This is a genomic window from Photobacterium sp. DNB23_23_1, assembly GCF_052873815.1.
In genome coordinates, this window is record NZ_JBNNXT010000033.1 from 41,078 (window position 1) to 57,907 (window position 16,830).

A 16,830-nucleotide genomic window follows, 5' to 3' on the forward strand; every position below is an offset into this window, starting at 1 on the left:
TCTAATCCTTAACTCAAGCTTCTTCGATACAAATAGCGATGTCTTTTACTTCGTAAATGCGTAGGCCGTCTTTACTCAAGTTGGCGTCACCAATAATAATGCGCTTACCGTCTTCATCTTTAATTGCTGTGATGTGTACATCGAGCGACATTTGTTTGTTCAATGGGTTGATTTGACCACGGTATTTCCATTTCACTTCCGATTGGATTTGACCAAATTTAGGTGAGTGGAAACCCGCACCAAGATCTTTGTTTAGGGCGTAGGTTTGCATTAGCTCAATAATCGCTTCAACACCTAATGAACCTGGCATAACAGGATCTTGATGGAAGTGGAACTGGAAGAACCAATCACTTGGGTCGATAGTGCGCTCTGCTAGCACTATCATGGAGAATTACTTTCAACCACAAGAAATAAAATCATTAATGCAGTTAGGCCTGAGCGATCAGCGCCGACGTTTTTTTGATTTGTGGGTGCTTAAAGAGTCGTATATTAAGGCGACAGGGCTTGGGCTTGCTCAATCGTTAAAATCATTTGGTTTTGATTTTTCTTTAAACAAAAAACAACAGCTTTCACTTTTCGATGAAGATTCGGCGTGTGAACAATCACTCGAAATAGTGACGGGTATTTGTGTAAATGCATTGGAAGGCAATGTGGGCAGCGAGCAAGTAGGAGGGCAAGCATGGCTATATATTTAGGGCGCTTGTCAGCAAGCTATCGTTTTGGCTTGATAGTGAAAGGACGCAAATTGGATGTGTCTTCTATTTACGCCCGAAGAGTTTCACTAGTGAATGTGCTCAATGATAATGATTAGGTTGCTGTGCCTTCATTGCCAATCGTAAATCACCTTGTATTGACATCTTGGCTCTAAACGATTGGGATTTAAGCCATTGATGCCATGCTATCAAGCAAATCTTGTGGGATCGGTTGTAGACGCTTTTGCTTATCTAAACAGACCATTTCAATATCGCCAATCACGGCGGCGCGTGTAGCGTTAGGGCGCCATACTTCTTGTCGCCACAAGGTTTTGTATTTTCCGTCTAGAGTAACGCTAGTGCGAATATCGCAAATTTCCGCAAATTCAACACCATCTTGAAAGATCATATTGGCTTTGTACACAGCGAAACCAAGGCCATGCTCATTCCATAAGGTTGCGAGTTTATCGCTGTCGATAACGTGCTCGCGAGCGCGTTCAAAATACTTCAAGAAGTTTGGGTGGTAAACAACACCTGAATGATCGGTATCTTCGTAATAAATTTGCACAGGATGATGATGAATGATTGTCATTGTTCAGGCTGTCTCGATTAAGTTGTATTTAGCGAATGCTGCCAGGCACTCTAATCAGCAGGACACTCTACATGACTGCATTTATAAACTTAATCGGTTTTGAACTGGTCATAGCAGCGAGGATCCTGAACTGGGCATTAGGCTTTAGCCCTAAGAATTGCTTGAAGGTCTGCTTGCGCTCATTAATAGATCTAACTGTCTTTGAGCTTTCTTTGGGTTATCGAGGTCCATGACTTCTATCATTTCGCACTCATCACGCACCATTTCGTTGATTAGGCTAGGGTAGTGACGACAGTCTTCAGGTCTATCGAGGTAAATACTGCAAGTGTATTTGTTTTTATCTTGTGGGTTCTGTTTGGGGCTGAGTTCTAGAAATGGGCAATGGTTTAATTGCTTTTTCGTTAGAGGATCAAACCAGATTTTCCCATCTTGTACATACTTGAATATATCGGGGTTAAATTGCTCCCATAAGTCAATTTCTTCTTTAGTCGCCGCAAGATCTCCATCACCATATTTGATACAGCATTTTCCACATTGGTTGCAGTCTTTCATAGTGTTTTCGTTGAGCCCAAAAGTTATCGAATGATTGTATCACTAAAAGACGGCGTTAATTTGCTTTTTCAAATCGAGGGCAGTAGCGTTAGATATTTTGCAATTAGAGCCACTAGTTACTGCAAGATCTGCCTTGATAACAACGATTTTTCCAGTGCAAATACTTGATCAACGACTTATCCAGATTGGTATAAATGAGTGCAATAGTTTTGGGTAAACACGGGTTATTCGACAGCAAAAGGGCAGGGTGAACGCCATTCGATCCGTTGCTTGAAACGTTATTCAAACAAACACTCTTCACGGTTATCGAGCCACAGAGGGTATTTGGTCATGGCTTTTGAATATAATGGGTTTTGATAATGTGCTGTCAGCCAGCGTTGAAGGTTTGGATAGGGTGTGTTTACGCCTGATTTCAGATAAGAACTGCGATCAACTCGGGAGAATTGGCTTATAAAAGGCAGTATTGCGTAGTCAGCTAAACTTGGTTGGTTACCCAGAAAGTAATTGTGCTTGGTTAGGCGTTTGTCGAGGTAGCTAATAAACCGTACGCATTGCTCACGATAATCGACTACATCCTTGTGGTGATACCGTGATGCAATTTTGTATTTATCCAATGAAACGACAAACTCAGTGTCGTTGCGATTGATCAGCTCCATCATGGCTTGAAAGGCGTCGGGGTAGGCACTTAAAAGCATGTTACTTGGGTCGCTTTGCTTTAATGCCCACACCATAATATCGAGGCTTTCATCAATAACAGATGAATCAGTACAAACCAATACCGGCACTGTCCCTTTTGGTGATGCTAATAACAATTCATCGGGAAGATTTTTAGTTACGACGTCACGAAGTATCACTGGTTGCTGGGCCAACAGCAAAGCAAGTCTTGCTCTAATGCAATAAGGGCAACGGCGAAGAGAGTAGAGTATGGGTAATGTCATGTGCTTCCCTTGCAATATCTAACGCTCTAGTATTGATGACTATAGACCTGTCATTGAGGTATTAGGTATTGCGAGGCGAACATTTCTGTTGCTAAATAGCAGTAAGAAAAAATAACGGTGAAAGGCTTCACGAAAAAAGAAACGTTAAAGTAAGATTGGTGCGGAGGGAGGGACTTGAACCCTCACGTCCTTGCGGACACTAGCACCTGAAGCTAGCGCGTCTACCAATTCCGCCACCACCGCATGTCATCTTACTTATCAGTGACTATTATTTGCGCCAGAGCGCTTGGAGCGAACAACGGGAATCGAACCCGTGTCATTAGCTTGGGAAGCTAAGGTAATACCATTATACGATGCTCGCATATAAGTCACTGATTACAAAGCAACGATAAGCCTAGGCTGACTTTCTCGCAATCGTAAAAGGTAAATTTTGCCACACCTATCACGCTTTAAAGCTGATTTTAGATGGTTTGATTAGATGGTTTGATTGTTTAATAAACAGAACAACTCGAATGTAACTTATAACGCCTTTATTGATTCATCTTTTCGATATAATCTCCCATTCGATATATTGAAAATAGGCAGATCGTTTCTGATAGATATTGACCAAAATGCGTCTAACCAAGGTTATTACTTCATGAAACCTTCGCCTGCCGTTGAGTTTGCACGCTTGCTTTATAAATCAAAGTTGCAGCAGTTTGTCGCTTAGCGTTATTTGGCCTTGTCGGTGATATTCAACGCAGAGATTGTTATCGACTCTCTGCGTTGAATGCTGTTAGCTCTTAGAGTGCTTCTACCGGGAAGAGCTCAGTAGGCTTAACAATTTCATTTTGGGCCGCGATGGTCTGCAGCTCCCACTCGCCGCGCAGTGAGGTTTCTTTCAATACCGCGTAACAGGCATCGTTACAATGGCTGAATGCTGCCTCTGCGTTGCCTTTTGCTAAGTACTGGCCAGTAAATAGGGCAGAGATCAGATCGCCAACACCAACAGGCTGCTTATCAAATTCAAGGTGAGGGCGTTGGGCTAACCAGCAACCTTCTTGGGTGGCCAGCATCATCGAGAACATCTCATTTGATACACTGTGTAAGTGTTTAACCAAAACCATCTTCGGCCCTTTGTTCAGAGCAACTTGGCAAGCCTTGATTGCGTCTTCTAAAGAGTTAATTTCCATACTAGCAAATTGGCTAAGCTCAAACTGGTTAGGAACGATGATATCTGCCATTGGCATCAGGGTGTTGATCAGGTGCTCGGCAATGCCTGGTGCAACAATACAGCCTTTATCTGGCGCACCCATAACAGGGTCGCATACATATAACGCCTTAGGGTTGGCTGCTTTTACTTTCTTGACCGTATCTTCAATTGCCAGGCATTGCTCGGCACTGCCTTGGTAGCCACTAAGCACCGCTTCACAATTAGCGAGCTGGCCGATTGCTTCCATACCGGACACTAAACTGGTGATATCTTCTGCTGCAAAAGCACGTCCCGTCCAGCCTTCTTGGTACTGTGTGTGGTTAGAGAATTGAACGGTATGGATTGGCCATACTTCAAAGCCCATACGCTGTAGTGGAAAAACGGCTGAACTGTTTCCTGCGTGTCCATAAACGACATGTGACTGAACAGAAAGAATGCCTTTCATTATTTTTATCCTGTTAGGGGTCTGTATACGGCATCGATAATAATGTGACATGCGGCTTATCACAATGAATTAATTGGTAATTGTTACATTACGACAGTGGGCGTTATCTGAACCGACTTGCCTGAGTCTTGATTGATACACTATTTAGATAACTATGAATAAATCGCTAAGGGTTGCACTATGGTGGTGATTGGTGTGATAGTAATTCTCTGAAAACGAAAGAGATAAAGGAGGATGCGTGAAACGATTGATGTTGGCCGTTATCGCAGGGGCAGCCTTACTAGTAGGGTGTGGCGAAGAATTACAGATTACAGCTCAGCCCGTAAAAAATGTTGAGGATGTGAAGTACCAAGATGGCAACCTTGATGTTTATTGCCTAACGGGTATTTGTCAGTTTGAGTTATCTTCTAACCAAGATGTGGACTTGAACGTTACCATGCATTACAGCGAGTCTCGATCTTTTGAAAAGATAGAGGGGGTCAGTGTGACAGGCCATGGTGGATCAAGCGTGCAGATGCAAGGTGGCAAAAGCTTTCAGTTATCTCTTGAAGCGAACACCCCACCAAGCACCATTCAGGTTGTCGATTACTACAGAAATTAATTTGTTATTGGCTGCGTGATTTTCGTTTATGGCGGTTGGAAGCATTCGGTGTTGGCTTAACTGGCACCGGCTTCTTGCCTGCAATAAGGTGTCGGATAGCGAGAATGGGGTGGTGGTATAGCATTTTGGGGCCACTATAGCGCATGATAATTCGAGAGCGTTCTTTGTAATCGGCTTTGTAGCAGTGAATTGGACATAGTTTGCAGGTCGGCTTTTCCTCACCATAAGGACAGCGATCGAGTTTGGTCAGCGCATAGGCCAAAAAGTCGGCACACGCTTCACACAGTGTGCCAGTGCCATGGTGATCCCTGCAGTAAATTTTCACCATTGCCTCGATAGTTTTATACTCAGTTTTTAGGCTTCCCATTAAGACGTTTATGTCTACTTTATGGTCACTCATGGTTATTTCTCTGGCTTTAAATCAAGGCGGTATTGATAAAGTTATATTTGAAATGTAACTTATTGGCAAGGTGAAAAATATGACATAAGTCGTCATTTTCCTTATAAACGCCCCGAATCATGTTACGAGAACGAAAAAATTACAGGTTTCTGCCAAGAATAGGCCCTTGATGGGTTGATTTCAGTGAGTATGAGCAGTAGTATCCGCACCTCTTTTTTTGTGGTGGTGTATATGAGCAGATTTGAGTGCCTAGAAAGAATCGTCGAAGAATATCGTAAGAAAGTTCGCGACGCGGAGTTTAATAAACAGAATGACAGTGAAGTCGCTAAAGTGTTGGTTCTGCTTGTTGGAAACTCTATGTTCAACTTGGCAGATGAATTTGCAGATTGGGTAAATCGTGGTGGTGATCGTAGCTACGGTGGTAAGTTTTTTGTGTCTAAGCAGCTAATGACATTGCTTGAGCCTGTAACTTTCCGCGGAGTGACTGTTCGCCGTGACTCGATTAAGCTATTTCGAATTTCTTAATTCGCTAGCATTTATCGTTTATTCAATGACTCTCATAAAAGAAAATTGAAGAACAGATTTCTAGCTGGATTTGCCTTTGAAATTTAGCTAACAAAAAAAGATGCTTTGGCATCTTTTTTTGTATGCAATTGCTGGTTGTTTTTTGTTCGTTATGTTCGCTTCGCGCACGCCGAGATGGCGGGGTGTAATGTAAGAGCAATACCATCACCTCAGTTTGATTGAGAACGCCTCCCTAAATGCCTTACAGCGCTTTCTATCGCCTTCTATAGATGATATGGCTTGATTAGCTATATCAAGCCAAGTTTGATATAAAGCCAATCAGTCAGTCAAAAGAAAGAGAAAACAAGAAATGGATGCAGAGTTTTGGCATAGCCGCTGGGCTGAGAATCGAATTGGTTTTCACCTGGATGATACCAACCCGGTACTAGAAAAATACTGGCCAGAAGTGAAACCAACCCGAGAGGATTCGGTGTTGGTCCCTATGTGTGGTAAATCTGTCGACCTGTCTTGGTTGGCGGAGAAACACAATAAAGTGGTTGGTATTGAACTGAGTGAAATTGCGGTACGTGCATTCTTTGCTGAGCATCTTTACACCCCATTGGTGATCCCGGTGGGAAACGGCCAATCAATTTACGAATTCGATGAAATCACGATTCACTGTGGTGATTTTTTCATGGCACAGGTTGATCCTGTCGATATCGTTTATGATCGCGCCGCCCTTATAGCTATGCCGCAGGAAATGCGCCAGAGCTATACCCAGAAGCTGCTATCAATGGTGAAGCCGGGTGGTCGCATCTTGCTGGTGACACTGGATTACCCGCAGCATGAAATGGACGGTCCTCCATTCGCTGTGGTTAAAGACGAAATTGAAGCCCTGTTTGAAGGTTGCGATATTCGCCATTTAGCACGCGATGATGCGGATGAGTCACACCCTCGTCGCAAGCGTGGCCTAACCCGCTTTGCCGAAGAGGCTTGGTTGATTACAGTCGCGTAGAATACAGCCACTTTATGGCAGATGAACAAAAAGGAGCCTAGTGGCTCCTTTTTTAGTTGTATATTTGGTTTTACCTAAAAATCAGTACACAACCTTAATGTCGGATGCGGTAGCAAGGGCATCTTCGATAGCACCCTCGATATTGTCACGGCGAGTGAGCGCGACACCTAAACGGCGGCGACCATTGATCTCTGGCTTACCAAACAGGCGAACTTGCGTGTTCGGGCGGGCAAGTGCTGTCGCGAGGTTATCGAAACGGATATTTTCAGACACACCTTCACCCAATACAACCGCAGAGGCCGATGGACCGTACTGGTGAATGGTGTGAATTGGAAGTCCTAGGAAGGCACGAACGTGCAGGGCAAATTCTGATAGCTCTTGTGAGATCAGCGTTACCATGCCAGTATCGTGTGGGCGAGGGGATACTTCATTGAAGATCACCGTGTCACCTTTCACGAACAGTTCAACACCGAAGATACCATAACCGCCCAGGGCGTTTACAACTTTCCCAGCTGCATGCTCAGCGGCTTTGAGCGCTTGCTCTGACATCACTTGTGGCTGCCACGATTCACGGTAGTCACCGTCTTCCTGGCGGTGGCCGACGGGGGCACAGAAGTGAGTACCGTCAACAGCACGTACCGTCAGTAGGGTAATTTCATAATCAAAGTCAATGAAGCCTTCAACAATCACTCGGCCAGCGCCAGTACGGCCGCCTTCCTGAGCATAGCCCCATGCCTTTTCAATGTCTTCTTTCGACTTAATCACGCTCTGACCTTTGCCAGAAGAGCTCATAACCGGTTTCACGACACACGGAATACCTACGTGCTCAACAGCGGCGCTGAAATCATCGTAGTTATCGGCAAAACGATAAGGAGAGGTCGTTAGGCCAAGTTCTTCTGCAGCTAGGCGGCGGATCCCTTCACGATTCATTGTTAGCTTGGTGGCATTGGCGGTTGGGACCACATTCAAGCCTTCGGCTTCTAACTCAACCAGCGTGTTGGTCGCAATTGCTTCGATTTCAGGGACAACATAATCAGGTTTTTCATCGGCAATAAGCTGCTTTAAGGCTTCACCGTCAAGCATGTCGATAACATGGCTACGGTGGGCAACTTGCATCGCCGGTGCGTCGGCATAACGGTCAACGGCAATAACTTCCAGGCCTAGGCGTTGGCATTCAATGGCCACTTCTTTACCTAGCTCGCCAGAGCCAAGAAGAAGTACACGCGTTGCGTTTAAGCGGGTTGCAGATCCTAACATTGGAATTCCTTACTGGAGGTGACGTGAAACTAGTGCGGATCATACAGGAATTTCACCTCCACGCAAACGATTGCGCTTGGAATTCATCACTTCCTTAAATTTGCTATCTCAATGGGTAACTCGTTATTGGGAATGGTGTTTATTGCCCACCCAAGCTGGTGGTTTTCTCATCGATGGGGTGGGTTTATAGCGACAACAAAATCACAGTAATATTCTGTCACGATTGTCAAAGTTGTGTCATTAGTCATGCAGAAGGGTCGAATTAACACCGTATTACCGTTAGATTAGCCGCAGTTTTGTTTAGTAACGACAATGATTACATCATGAAAAAATATCTATTAGCTCTAGGCCTGATGATGGCGGTTCCGTTTTCAGTTCATGCATCTCAAGCTGTTGGTATCTTCTTTGGTAGCCCGATGTCGGGGATCCAATATAAGCACAATGACTTGCGTTTCTCGCTAGGTATCGACGATTTTGGTCTTGCGTTCGATAAAACCTTCAATTTAGGTTCACTTACCCAAGACCCAGGCATGAACAACTTATACACCTTTGTCGGCGCCCAGTACGTAGACAACAAACACAACAAGCTTGGTGTGCGTGGTGGTATTGGTTTCCAAGTGCCGGTGAACAGCTTTGAGTTCTACGGCGAGGTTGGCCCGACCCTGTATGTGGTTGAAGATGTCGATCTTGATTTAGAAGGACAGCTGGGTTTCCGCATTCGTTTCTAAGTAAGCACTGTTATTTTTGATAGGCGTCATAATAGACGGCTCGATAAGCGAGGAGCAACGTTATCTAACGGGCTCCTCGTTTTGTTTTGGACTTCTGTCGACAGCGTTATTCCTGTTGGATTAACTCCGCCTCAAGGTAATACTTTCTCGCACCGTCATGCAGGGGAGCGGTAAGGCCATCTGCCACCATTTCTTCTTTGTTCAGAATGGCAAAAGCCGGGTGGAGTTTCTTGAAGGTATCGAAGTTGTCAAACACCGACTTCACCACTTCATAGATGATCTTCTCGTCTACGGATGCCGATGATACAAAGGTGGCACCGACGCCAAAGGTGTGCACGTCGTCAACATTACCCTGGTACATTTCCCCCGGTACGGTTGCCTTTCGGTAGAAGCTATTTTCTTCAATCAGTGTCTCTATCACAGGTCCAGAAACGTTGACGATCACGCTCTTACAAGCCGTTGTCGCTTCCTTGATGGCTCCGCTCGGGTGACCTACGGTATAGACCATGGCATCGATTTTGTTATCACACAGGGCTTTGGACTGTTCCGATGCTTTGAGCTCTGACGCTAAGGCAAAATCTTTCTTGCTCCAGCCATAGGCTTTCATCAATACTTCCATGGTTCCACGTTGGCCTGAGCCCGGGTTACCGATATTGACTCGTTTGCCTTTGAGATCTTCAAAATTCTTGATGCCAGAGTCTGCCCGTGCCACCACAGTAAAAGGTTCTGGGTGAATAGAGAACAAAGCGCGAAGTGATTTGAAAGGGCCTTTTTCTTTAAACTTGCTGGTGCCATTGTACGCATGATACTGCCAGTCCGATTGGGCGATACCAAGATCCAGATCGCCTGCACGGATGCTGTTGATGTTATAGATGGAGCCGCCGGTTGATTCGACCGAGCATCTCACCCCGTGCCTGTTCCGATCTTTATTTACCAGTCGGCAAATAGCACCACCAGTAGGGTAGTAAACACCGGTCACACCACCGGAACCGATCGTAACGAAAGACTGGGCTTGTGCAACCGAAGAGAGCGATAGCAGAGCGCCACTGATAAACGAGAGAGTTAAAACGCGCCAAGACATTCAGTAAACCTCACATGTTGTTGTTCATACATGACGACTCAACCATTAAGTTAACAATAGGTTGGGCGGTTTAGGGAGAGTGTAGACGCTGAAGGAATGAGAATTGTCGTGGGATTAAGACTTCCCCCCGAACCTACTATTTTGCTAACTGTAGGTTCGGAAGGCTTGATATTGTACAGAGTTGTTAGCCCTTTGCCATTGCTGCTTTTTTGTTTTCCCACTGGGTGATGAATGCGACAGATGTAATGATAATCGCAGCACCTAGCCACAACCTTCCCGGCGGTACCCAGCCAAAGACTATCCACCCTCCCAGCACATTCAGGGGCAGTTTGGCATGGTCAAAAGGCTGAACAAAAGAAGCGTCGGCCACCGCATAGGCCTTGGCTATCGCCCACTGAGCCAGTGCCGTCAATAATCCCGCACCACCTAGCAAGAGCCAAGTTAGCCCTGTCTGCGGCAGTGTAAATTCAGGTACGGCAAGGAGTAGGTTATACGGGGTGATTAAGATCAGCAAATAGACCACAATGCTGGTTGGCGATTCACTGGATGACATTTTCTTCACCATCAGCGAGTAACACGCCCAGAAGAATGCAGCTGCCACCGGAAGTAGCGTTGCCCAGCTGAAACCGTCTGACCAAGGTTCTAGGATGATCATCGCACCGCAGAAACCAGCAATTGTCGCAACCCAGCGTGCAGTGCCGACATTCTCTTTCAGAAATATACCCGCGCCAATCGTAGCGAACAACGGCGAGGTCATGAGCAGCGCGATACCCTGCCAGATTGGCACCGGATAGGCCAATGCCCAAAGCCACAATTGAATACCGATTACCGCTAGCAACACGCGGAAACAGTGTTGGCTAAAATGTTGGGTGCGCAGTGCATTGCGAATACCTAAGGTTTTTAACCAAGGGAAAATAGCAACTAAGGCAATGAAGTACTGGAATAGGGCAACAGTGGTTGATGGAAGATGTAAAACCATACTGAGGTACTGCGCCAGACTGTTGACTATGGCAAAGGCTAAGCCAGCAGTGACCATCCAGCTAGCCCCTTGGATCGGGTTGTGTTGATGAGACATGTAATTAAGGTTTATTGAGTTTATAACTGGAAAATCATACTCCTACCTATGTTAAGAGAAAACCGCTTTCTGCTCGCTACGCGACAACAGATACAAAAAAACCGCCAGTTGGCGGTTTTCTTACCTTCATTATGCTTATGCAGCGACATAAGACAAAGGAATATCAGGGTTTAGTGCTTCTAGTGTTGTCTGCGTATCAGAGAGGTGGCTGATTGTGCTATCTGCTTTTTCAACCAATGCCGCTTCTTCAATATCAGCAAGCGGGTAACCTGCCATGTTCATGTTCACCAACGCCACTTGTAGCGGTGGAAGGCTTGGGTTGAAAGCGGCATTTTCGGCATACATACCGATGAACGTTTTACCGTCTTTGGCTTTCAGTGCTACACCGCTGAAGTTTTTGGTGTAAGGCGCATGGGCACGGTTGGCCGCTTGGCATGCTTGCTGAATGAGTGCTTCCGATGCTTCGGTTTCCATACCGTTATCAACATTAGATAGCAGTGCATCAGTTACATTTAGGTCGGCTGGACCAAAAGACTCCGGCAAGTACTCTTGCAGTAACTTCGCAGCACGCTCTGGTAATTGGACTACTAATTCGTTCGCTGTTGTCAGCTCGTTCATGAACTGGCGACAGTGACCGCAAGGGCTGTAGTTAATGGTGATATCAGAAATGCCGGTTTCGCCTTTCACCCAAGCATGGCTGATGGCGGATTGTTCTGCGTGAATCGTTTGAGAAAGGCAAGCACCGACAAATTCCATGTTAGCACCGAAATAAAGTGTGCCTGATTGACCACGGACGATTGCGCCAACAAAGAAATTAGAAATAGGTGCGACAGAATAAGCAGCGGCAAGCGGAAGTAATGCAACACGCAATTCACTGTCAGTCATGTTGGTTTTCGACATTAACTGAGCAAACACCTCAGGGCTTAAGGTGGCATCGAAATTATCAGCTTCTAGCACAGGTTTAATTGCAGAAGCCAGATCAGCGGGTAGAGCGCCTAAAGCATCCATTACTTTAGTGTGCATGAGTTTTCACTCCGTCTTGTGTATGGAGAAACATTGTAGGCTTGGTAATCATATAATTGGGTGATCTCTATCACATATATCAACTGTATGTTGCATCATTTGCAGTAGTGCGAGTCGGGTCACACGGCTTAAACAAAAATTATATTTATTAATCAATAATTTAAATTTGTATTCGATTACTAGCACGTCTTAACGAAATACTGCCATGATGAGTGGAAACAATACTGGTGCCAGAATCGAGGTGATCACCCCACAAATGACCAGGGCCAACGAGCTGAATGCACCTTCCTGGTAATTTTCTTCTGCCGCTTTCGCGGTACCTAATGCGTGTGAAACAGTACCCATGGTTAACCCTTTGGCGATAGGGGCTTTGACACCCATCAGGCGGAACAGGGGATACCCTAGTACTGCACCAAATAATCCAGCAATAATAACCATAATAGCGGCAACGGAAGGGAGTCCGCCAATTTGCTCTGCAACAGCCATCGCGATAGGCGTCGTTACCGACTTAGGAAGTATGGATGCGGTAAGCTGTGCATCAGCCCCGAGCATCAGTGCGATGCCCGCACCGGTGACCATAGATAGTAAACTACCAATTAGGCAGACAGAGAAAATCACTTTCCATTTTTTGCGGATCTGGCTGAGTTGCTCATAAAGAGGAAAAGCCAATGCAACCACTGCAGGCTCAAGCAAGGCATTAAGCCATTTGTTTTGCTCGAAATAGGTTTCATAAGGAACCTCAAGCCACATAAGTAGAGGGATGATCACCAGCAAACAAATGAGAAGCGGATTAACAATCGGATGCTGGATATGTTTAGAAATATAACGGGCAGTGTAGAACACAACCAAGGTAGTCAGCAGCCAGATCATTGTTTTTCCTTATAGTGTGTTGCCAAACCTATGGTCACGAAGACCACCACACTACTGCCGATCGTGCTAAATAGGATGATAAGGGCGTTATTGGTAAGTAGATCGAGGTAGTTCATCAGACCGATGCCAACAGGGACGAACAATAAAGCCATGTGGCGAATAAGAAGGTGACAGCCTTGCATTGCCCAGTGGGCAGGAATAAGCCCCATAGAAAGAATGGTGAACAATATCAGCATGCCGATGATACTACCGGGGATGTCTAAACCTGTAAGGTGTTGAATGCCTTTGCCTAACAGTAGACAGACAAAAATAACAAAGAAAGATCGTAGATATGCCATGAGCCCTTCAGGAATGGAAGAATAAACTCATTTATCATACAAAATAAACGTAATCTAAGCCACGGTTAGTTGTAATGACTGCTGCGCTTCAAAGAGTTAGCGACTTCATAAATAGTCAAGGAATGAAGCGGTTATAACCCCTGTTGCCATCAAAGCCAGTATGGCGACAGAGATTTTATGCACAGTACTGGTTTTCACTATCTCTTCTGTGGCCGAACTGAATTCTTCCTCCTCATTTTGGTTCGGAGGGGTAACTTGGTCTTTGTCTTCTGCTTTTTCAGGCTCGTGAACCAGTCGGCAGGTTTTCTCGGGTAGTGGTACTCTAAAGCCATAATGGGGGACCACTTCGATGGGGATCGCCATTTTTCCTTGAAGATTAAGTTTAACCGTCAAAGGCCTGAGTATGTTATTAAGATCGTAGTGTTGACCTGTGCCGTCTTCATAAGGATCAAGTTGGCTGAAAGTTTTATTGTGCAACTGCTCATGGCTGATCACTTCACCAGCACAATAGCAGAGTGCCTCAAGTAATCGAGACTCATGCAACGTGAGTGTTGTTTGTGTTTTGTCTCGCCACACCAGCAGGTGTACATCTGGCTCGAAATCGACATCTGGGAACCGGAAACAGCGTGTTAAAGATTGTGTTGTCATATCAATCACTACAATTCACCCTTCGAATCCATGAATGACAATTTAAAATCCATCACTATCAGTGTTGGTGTACATGCTCAGTTGCGCAATCTCACAATAAAGAATCATCGATGCGAAAAAAGCCCCTTGGCCAGATAAGCGCAAGGGGCTGTCAATATGTGTTTCTATATCAGTAAGCTAGTGGAGCAGCAAGGTTCCGGTGAACTGTCGTAATTTATACAAGTGTTTGTACGTAATCGTAGACAGCTTTTAAGATCTTCATCTTCTTTTCGTTCGACTGGTGCTCCATGGCAACCGCTTCGAGGTTTTCCATATAGCTTGGCAGGTTTTCTTCAAAGAAATCCTGACAGTGATGCTTCCACTGTTGCTGTTCTTGGAAATCCAGTGTCATTGGGAAGTTACGGGCACGGTAGCGGAACAGCAGCGGCTTGATACGCTTATCACTAACATTCAACTCCAGCTTGCCTAGCTCGGCTTCTGGCGTCTTCTGGATGATATCGATGGTGGAGCGATCGGCGTTTGAGAAGAAGCCGTCATAAAGCATGGCATCGACATTATCTTTTTTTTCAAACTCACGCTCTACGCTATAAATCGCCAGCAGCTTTTCACGAATTTCGGGGTGCGTTTTCAACGTCGCGAGGTTTTTCAGACAAGCTTCACGGTCGATACCAATGCGAGCCGCATCTTCGGCGCGCAGGGTTTTCGCCGGAGCCAGTACCGGACACTTATTAAGATGAATAAGCTTAAGTGGCACTGGTTGTTCGTCAGGGCCAAGATCGGCACGTTTGGTATACAGGCGCTCACGCAGCTCATCGGCAGAGAGCTCGATAAGCGGGGTAGGATCCATTGCCAGATTCACTGTAATAACCGCGTTCTTGTTATCAGGGTGCCATGCCATTGGTACAATCCAGCTGGTATTGCCACACTCTACACCGAACATACCTGACACATGCATCAGCGGTGTCATTTCGACGATATCAACCAGCTCCTGAAGCTTGCGCTTGTTACGTAGCTTAAAGAAGTAATCAAACAGCTTAGGTTGGTTTTGCTTAATAATTTTTGCCAGTTCAATGGTGGCATAGACATCGGCCATCGCATCGTGCGCATTGGCGTGTTCGATGCCGTTGGCGACAGACAGGTTCTCAAGCTTGAAGCTTGGCTGGTCATCTTCGTTAGTCGGCCAGTTCAACCCTTCCGGGCGCAATGCATAACAGGTCCGCATGATGTCCAATAGGTCCCAGCGCGAATTACCGTTCTGCCAGCTCCAGGCATATGGGTCGTAGAAGTTACGATAAAGGGTATAGCGAGTGACTTCGTCATCAAAGCGTACATTGTTATAGCCAATCACACAGGTATTAGGCTTTGACAGCTCTTTGTGAATTTGGGCAATAAATTCAGGCTCAGACAGGCCTTTTTCATGCGCTTCCTGCGGCGTGATCCCGGTGATAAGGCAGGCTTCGGGCGAAGGCAGGTAGTCGACGGGTGGCTTACAGTAGATAACCAGTGGCTCACCGATAATGTTCATGTCCATGTCGGTACGAACACCGGCAAACTGGCATGGGCGATCCAGTGCCGGGTTGGCACCGAAGGTTTCATAATCCAGCCAAAACAGGGTTGGCTGATTTGTATCATTCATAGTCGTTTCCAGAAGCCATCGCATTGATATTAAGTGTTAGTTTTTACGACAGCCTTAAATTGGTTGGTATTTAAGCTCTGATGTACTTATTTTTTAACTCATCAGCACCTAAAACTCAGATTAGCTAAGTATCCCGCAACAAGCCTAAAAGAGGCAAGGCGGAAACATAAAATCATGATGGAATTGAGAGAATCTGGCCGAAATCCAGAAATTGCCAACGGGGTTGGAGGTAGTGGTGAACAAGATTTCGTCACTTTAGACGACTGCATTAACTACTGGTTGAAGCACTATGTCCCCAACTTAAAGAAGGGGACGCAAGAGCTCTACCGATCCTTTTCCAGAAACTACTACTTTGGCGCCTTCCCAGACAGAAACGTCGAAACCATCCCCGCCAGAGAATGGATGCAATGGCTCGATGATATAGGCGCTGACAAGCCCAAAACGGCCAATTCCATTTTTACCACGCTCCTTGCCTGCCTTAATTTCTGCAAAAGCAAATTCATCATTGATAGAACCGACCTAGACCGAATCAAAAAGCAAAACGTTGGTATGCGGCCAGAGAACGGAAGCCGTGTTCCTACCTGGTCTGAACTAGGACAAATCTGGTTAGCCATCGAACGTAGCCGGGCCAGCACCGCTAACAAAACCCTTCATCAACTTACCATACCTTTTTCGTGCTTACTGGGGCAACCGCCTCTCAGAATTTCGCTTAGCTAGCCGATCTCACCATGCACTTAAGATTAAAGTTGATGAAAGCCGGCATTTGGACAGTTCCAAAAGAGCTGAGCAAAACTAACAAGCCTATCCGCCGCCCAATCCCCACCAAAGCCCGAGCCATACTCGAACGCGTTATGGAAACATACGATGACGTGCTGTTTCCAGGGCAGAACCTCAACATTCCAATTACCATTTCAGCCGCCAACCGTTATATACGCCGCATACGCGCTAGATTGCCATTAGAAGAGTGGCGAACCCATGATTTCAGGCGCTCGTTGTCTACAGGCGCCTCAGAGCTTGGTGTGATGCCTCATGTAGTAGAGAAGATGCTTGGTCATGAGTTGGGTGGGGTACTAGCCGTGTATAACAAGCATGATTGGTTAGATGAGCAGCTGGTGGAGTATGAGAGGTATGCGTCTCGCTTATTTGATGAGATGAGTGGTGATTGATGCGTATTCCGCTGATTCCGGACACCCATTCCGCGTTTAACCGGACGCCCTTTTCCCCAAGCTTTTCTCTACCCCTA

At 45.8% G+C, this 16,830-nt stretch carries 19 protein-coding genes, 2 tRNA genes and 2 pseudogenes; 7 read left to right on the forward strand and 16 right to left on the reverse strand.

Annotated elements, in window-relative coordinates:
* Positions 1-13: 13 nt before the first annotated feature.
* Positions 14-373 (reverse strand): annotated as a pseudogene (locus ACVA53_RS18265) (beta-hydroxydecanoyl-ACP dehydratase); the annotation flags it as partial.
* A gap of 10 nt (positions 374-383) precedes the next feature.
* Here ACVA53_RS18265 and ACVA53_RS18270 point away from each other — a divergent pair.
* Positions 384-552 (forward strand): annotated as a pseudogene (locus ACVA53_RS18270) (4'-phosphopantetheinyl transferase family protein); the annotation flags it as partial.
* A 327-nt stretch (positions 553-879) separates the two neighbouring features.
* On the opposite strand, the gene ACVA53_RS18275 reads toward ACVA53_RS18270, so the two are convergent.
* The 6 genes from ACVA53_RS18275 to pdxY all read right to left on the reverse strand — a co-directional run bounded on the left by ACVA53_RS18275 (position 880) and on the right by pdxY (position 4,411).
* On the reverse strand, positions 880-1,284 hold the full coding sequence (locus ACVA53_RS18275; RefSeq protein WP_255044072.1) for a thioesterase family protein: 405 nt from the start codon (positions 1,282-1,284) through the stop codon (positions 880-882).
* Between the two features lie 150 nt (positions 1,285-1,434).
* On the reverse strand, positions 1,435-1,836 hold the full coding sequence (locus tag ACVA53_RS18280) for a YkgJ family cysteine cluster protein (protein ID WP_446505871.1): 402 nt from the start codon (positions 1,834-1,836) through the stop codon (positions 1,435-1,437).
* Between the two features lie 278 nt (positions 1,837-2,114).
* Complete coding sequence (locus ACVA53_RS18285; protein WP_446505872.1) at positions 2,115-2,774, reverse strand: glutathione S-transferase; 660 nt, start codon at positions 2,772-2,774, stop codon at positions 2,115-2,117.
* A gap of 156 nt (positions 2,775-2,930) precedes the next feature.
* Positions 2,931-3,017, reverse strand: a tRNA-Leu gene (locus ACVA53_RS18290).
* Positions 3,018-3,061: 44 nt separating this feature from the next.
* Positions 3,062-3,135, reverse strand: a tRNA-Gly gene (locus ACVA53_RS18295).
* A gap of 421 nt (positions 3,136-3,556) precedes the next feature.
* Entirely contained in the window at positions 3,557-4,411 is an 855-nt protein-coding gene (pdxY, locus tag ACVA53_RS18300; protein WP_255044075.1) for a pyridoxal kinase PdxY, read from the reverse strand.
* A gap of 238 nt (positions 4,412-4,649) precedes the next feature.
* Between pdxY and ACVA53_RS18305 the strand changes: the two genes are divergently transcribed.
* The gene (locus tag ACVA53_RS18305; protein ID WP_255044076.1) at positions 4,650-5,012 is read left to right on the forward strand and encodes a spore gernimation protein; all 363 of its coding nucleotides are present in this window, start codon (positions 4,650-4,652) and stop codon (positions 5,010-5,012) included.
* A 4-nt stretch (positions 5,013-5,016) separates the two neighbouring features.
* Here the strand turns inward: ACVA53_RS18305 and ACVA53_RS18310 are convergent, their stop codons facing one another.
* Complete coding sequence (locus tag ACVA53_RS18310) at positions 5,017-5,412, reverse strand: nitrous oxide-stimulated promoter family protein (protein ID WP_446505873.1); 396 nt, start codon at positions 5,410-5,412, stop codon at positions 5,017-5,019.
* A 231-nt stretch (positions 5,413-5,643) separates the two neighbouring features.
* On the opposite strand from ACVA53_RS18310, the gene ACVA53_RS18315 reads away from it, so the two are divergent.
* Together ACVA53_RS18315 and ACVA53_RS18320 are read left to right on the forward strand one after the other, a co-directional pair.
* Positions 5,644-5,937 carry a hypothetical protein gene (locus ACVA53_RS18315; protein ID WP_107348508.1) on the forward strand — a complete coding sequence of 98 codons (294 nt, stop codon included), beginning with the start codon at positions 5,644-5,646 and terminating at the stop codon, positions 5,935-5,937.
* A 349-nt stretch (positions 5,938-6,286) separates the two neighbouring features.
* A complete protein-coding gene (locus tag ACVA53_RS18320) occupies positions 6,287-6,931 on the forward strand; it encodes a thiopurine S-methyltransferase (RefSeq protein ID WP_255044078.1) in 645 nt (214 codons plus the stop codon).
* Between the two features lie 81 nt (positions 6,932-7,012).
* Here ACVA53_RS18320 and purT read toward each other — a convergent pair whose 3' ends face one another.
* Positions 7,013-8,188, reverse strand: coding sequence for a formate-dependent phosphoribosylglycinamide formyltransferase (gene purT, locus ACVA53_RS18325; RefSeq protein WP_255044079.1), 1,176 nt, complete (start codon positions 8,186-8,188; stop codon positions 7,013-7,015).
* A 323-nt stretch (positions 8,189-8,511) separates the two neighbouring features.
* Between purT and ACVA53_RS18330 the strand changes: the two genes are divergently transcribed.
* Positions 8,512-8,916 carry a hypothetical protein gene (locus ACVA53_RS18330; RefSeq protein ID WP_446505874.1) on the forward strand — a complete coding sequence of 135 codons (405 nt, stop codon included), beginning with the start codon at positions 8,512-8,514 and terminating at the stop codon, positions 8,914-8,916.
* A gap of 106 nt (positions 8,917-9,022) precedes the next feature.
* Here ACVA53_RS18330 and ACVA53_RS18335 read toward each other — a convergent pair whose 3' ends face one another.
* The 7 genes from ACVA53_RS18335 to sbcB form a co-directional block, all read right to left on the reverse strand.
* A complete protein-coding gene (locus ACVA53_RS18335) occupies positions 9,023-9,997 on the reverse strand; it encodes a TAXI family TRAP transporter solute-binding subunit (protein WP_446505875.1) in 975 nt (324 codons plus the stop codon).
* Positions 9,998-10,181: 184 nt separating this feature from the next.
* Entirely contained in the window at positions 10,182-11,072 is an 891-nt protein-coding gene (locus tag ACVA53_RS18340) for a DMT family transporter (protein WP_255044082.1), read from the reverse strand.
* A gap of 135 nt (positions 11,073-11,207) precedes the next feature.
* Complete coding sequence (gene cdd / locus ACVA53_RS18345; RefSeq protein WP_446505876.1) at positions 11,208-12,095, reverse strand: cytidine deaminase; 888 nt, start codon at positions 12,093-12,095, stop codon at positions 11,208-11,210.
* A 189-nt stretch (positions 12,096-12,284) separates the two neighbouring features.
* On the reverse strand, positions 12,285-12,965 hold the full coding sequence (locus tag ACVA53_RS18350) for a CidB/LrgB family autolysis modulator (protein ID WP_446505877.1): 681 nt from the start codon (positions 12,963-12,965) through the stop codon (positions 12,285-12,287).
* Positions 12,962-13,303 (reverse strand): CidA/LrgA family protein, encoded by a 342-nt coding sequence (locus tag ACVA53_RS18355; RefSeq protein WP_446505878.1) that lies wholly within the window; start codon positions 13,301-13,303, stop codon positions 12,962-12,964. Before ACVA53_RS18355 ends, ACVA53_RS18350 begins: the two co-directional genes overlap by 4 nt.
* Before the next feature lie 105 nt (positions 13,304-13,408).
* Complete coding sequence (locus ACVA53_RS18360) at positions 13,409-13,951, reverse strand: winged helix-turn-helix domain-containing protein (protein WP_446505879.1); 543 nt, start codon at positions 13,949-13,951, stop codon at positions 13,409-13,411.
* Positions 13,952-14,165: 214 nt separating this feature from the next.
* Positions 14,166-15,587, reverse strand: coding sequence for an exodeoxyribonuclease I (gene sbcB, locus ACVA53_RS18365; RefSeq protein WP_446505880.1), 1,422 nt, complete (start codon positions 15,585-15,587; stop codon positions 14,166-14,168).
* Positions 15,588-15,761: 174 nt separating this feature from the next.
* Between sbcB and ACVA53_RS18370 the strand changes: the two genes are divergently transcribed.
* Both ACVA53_RS18370 and ACVA53_RS18375 read left to right on the forward strand, forming a co-directional pair.
* Positions 15,762-16,304: a hypothetical protein gene (locus tag ACVA53_RS18370; RefSeq protein ID WP_446505881.1), complete on the forward strand. Its 543-nt coding sequence runs from the start codon at positions 15,762-15,764 to the stop codon at positions 16,302-16,304.
* A gap of 32 nt (positions 16,305-16,336) precedes the next feature.
* Entirely contained in the window at positions 16,337-16,753 is a 417-nt protein-coding gene (locus ACVA53_RS18375) for a tyrosine-type recombinase/integrase (RefSeq protein WP_446505882.1), read from the forward strand.
* Positions 16,754-16,830 lie beyond the last annotated feature (77 nt).